Annotated in this window: 1 protein-coding gene; it reads left to right on the forward strand. The window is 45.7% G+C overall.

Annotated elements, in window-relative coordinates; all coding sequences use genetic code 11:
* Positions 1-245: 245 nt before the first annotated feature.
* Positions 246-2,876, forward strand: a complete 2,631-nt coding sequence (topA, locus tag CAG68_RS12335) for a type I DNA topoisomerase (protein ID WP_025766918.1) — start codon at positions 246-248, stop codon at positions 2,874-2,876.
* Positions 2,877-2,958 lie beyond the last annotated feature (82 nt).

Raw genomic sequence — 2,958 nt, forward strand, 5'->3', positions numbered from 1 at the left:
ATTGGATTAGCGGATGCTAAGTTTGCCTGTTTAGATATGCCGCTCAATACCTTTCAGAACCCTGTCTCTTTGAAGTATAAAGACGATGAATTGTCAACCAATCGGATCTGAATTTCAAAAAAGCAGTTGATCTTCTTTTCATCTCGCACAATAGTAAAAAAAGAAGCAATGAAATAGAACATTATGCGGGTGGCCTTTAAACAAGGTTTCTACCCGCATTATTATGAAGGACGTTAGAGTCAGTTATGGGTAAATCACTCGTTATAGTGGAGTCACCAGCCAAGGCAAAGACGATAAATAAGTACCTTGGTAAAGACTTTATTGTTAAGTCTAGTGTTGGTCATGTGCGTGATCTGCCTACGGCCGGTCAAAGCACTGGTGAGAAAAAAGCCGCAGCCATCTCAACTAAAGGGATGAGTCCGGAAGAGAAAGCGCGCGTTAAAAAAGAGAAAGACCGCAAAGCGTTGATCAAAAAAATGGGGATTAACCCATATCATGACTGGGAAGCGAATTACCAAATCCTTCCAGGCAAAGAAAAAGTTGTCAACGAACTACAAAAACTCGCCAAAGACGCAGATTGCGTTTATCTCGCAACCGATTTGGACCGCGAAGGAGAAGCAATCGCATGGCACCTTCGTGAGATCATCGGTGGCGATGAAGAGCGATACAAACGTGTAGTTTTTAACGAAATTACGAAAAACGCGATCCAACAAGCTTTCCAGACACCTGGCGAGCTGAACATGGATGGTGTAAATGCCCAACAAGCACGTCGCTTCATGGACCGTGTCGTTGGTTTTATGGTTTCACCTTTACTTTGGAAAAAAGTGGCTCGTGGTTTATCTGCTGGTCGCGTGCAGTCTGTTGCGGTGAAACTGTTAGTTGAGCGTGAGCGTGAGATTAACGCGTTTGTACCAGAAGAATTCTGGGACATTCATGCGAATACGAAAACGAAAGACAAAGCGGACTTTAAACTGCTTGTTGCTCAGAAAGACGGTTCTGCGTTTAAGCCAGTTAATGAGGCAGAAACCAAAGCAGCGATGTCTGTACTTGAGAATGCAAGTTACGAAGTATGTAAGCGTGAAGACCGCCCTACAAAGAGCAAGCCCTCAGCACCTTACATCACCTCTACGCTTCAACAGGCAGCAAGTACACGTCTGGGCTACGGCGTGAAAAAGACCATGATGCTAGCTCAGCGCCTCTATGAGGCCGGTTACATCACTTATATGCGTACTGACTCGACTAACCTAAGTGCCGAGGCTGTGGACGCTGTACGTGACTTTATTGGTTCTGAGTTTGGTGATAAGTACCTACCAGCGAAACCATTGACGTACGGTAGCAAAGAAGGAGCACAGGAAGCGCACGAAGCGATCCGTCCTTCAAATGTGGGTGTTAAGGCGGAAGACCTGCAAGGTGTCGATGCTGATGCGCACAAACTTTATGCTTTGATTTGGAATCAGTTTGTAGCGTGTCAAATGACGCCAGCAGAATACGATTCAACAACCATTAGCGTAAAAGCGGCAGAATACACGCTTAAAGCGAAAGGCCGTATCCTTAAATTTGACGGCTGGACTCGTGTACAGCGTCCAATGGGCAAAAACGAGGATACAATCCTTCCAACGGTACAACTTGGCGATAAGCTAAGCTTAGAGTCACTTGACCCTAAACAGCACTTTACAAAGCCACCTGCGCGCTACACTGAAGCAGCACTGGTTAAAGAGCTGGAGAAACGAGGCATTGGTCGTCCGTCGACTTACGCATCGATCATTTCTACGATTCAAGATCGTGGCTACGTGAAAGTTGATCAGCGCCGTTTCTACGCTGAAAAAATGGGTGAAATTGTTACTGACCGCCTTGATGACAGCTTTAACGATTTGATGAACTACGACTTTACTGCGCGTATGGAACAGAAATTGGACCAAATCGCTGAAGGTGAAGTGAACTGGAAAGCTGTGTTAGACAACTTCTTTGCTGATTTTACTGGCGATCTTGAAAAAGCGGAGCTGGATGAGTCAGAAGGCGGTATGAAGTTAAACCACATCGTCATGACGGATATCGAGTGTCCGACGTGTAGCCGTCCAATGGGCATCCGTACTGCTTCGACAGGTGTGTTCTTAGGCTGTTCAGGTTACGCGTTACCACCAAAAGAGCGTTGTAAGACAACCATCAACTTGGGTGACGAAGAAGGTATTATTAACGTTCTAGAAGAAGACGTTGAAACCGCAGCTCTGCGCGCTAAAAAGCGTTGTCCGATCTGTGAAACAGCGATGGACGCATACCTGATTGATGACAAGCGTAAGATGCATGTTTGTGGTAATAACCCGAACTGTGAAGGCTACCTTGTTGAATACGGCGAGTTCAAAGTAAAAGGCTACGATGGTCCAGTTGTTGAATGTGACAAATGTGGCTCTGATATGGTGCTTAAGAACGGTCGCTTTGGTAAATACATGGATTGTACGAGCGAAACGTGTAAGAACACTCGTAAGATTCTTAAGAATGGCGAAGTCGCGCCACCGAAAGAAGATCCTGTTCATTTCCCCGAGTTGCCATGTGAAAACTCAGATGCGTATTTCGTACTTCGTGATGGTGCTTCGGGTCTATTTATGGCGGCAAGCAATTTCCCGAAATCGCGCGAGACACGTGCTCCTTTGGTTGCTGAACTGGCACGTTTTGAAGAGCGTTTACCTGAGAAGTTCAAATACCTAGCAACTGCGCCGCAAGAAGATCCTGATGGTCGTCCTGCTGTTGTACGCTTTAGCCGTAAAACAAAAGAGAACTACGTTCGTTCGGAAGAGAACGGTAAGCCAAGTGGTTGGACAGCGCTCTTTGTTGACGGTAAGTGGGAAGTCACTGATAAGCGTAAAAAAGCGAAAGCATAAAAACGTACGATCTAAGTAATGTAAAAAGGCAGCGATATCGCTGCCTTTTTTGCGTTTTGTTTTTGCGTAAAGGCCACTGTGT

The organism is Vibrio sp. V42_P2S4T144 (assembly GCF_009904715.1).
GTDB lineage: Bacteria > Pseudomonadota > Gammaproteobacteria > Enterobacterales > Vibrionaceae > Vibrio > Vibrio alginolyticus.

Excerpts from the sequence above, each read along its gene's own strand:
- topA (WP_025766918.1), top strand. The coding sequence starts at position 246 with ATGGGTAAATCACTCGTTATAGTGGAGTCACCAGCCAAGGCAAAGACG.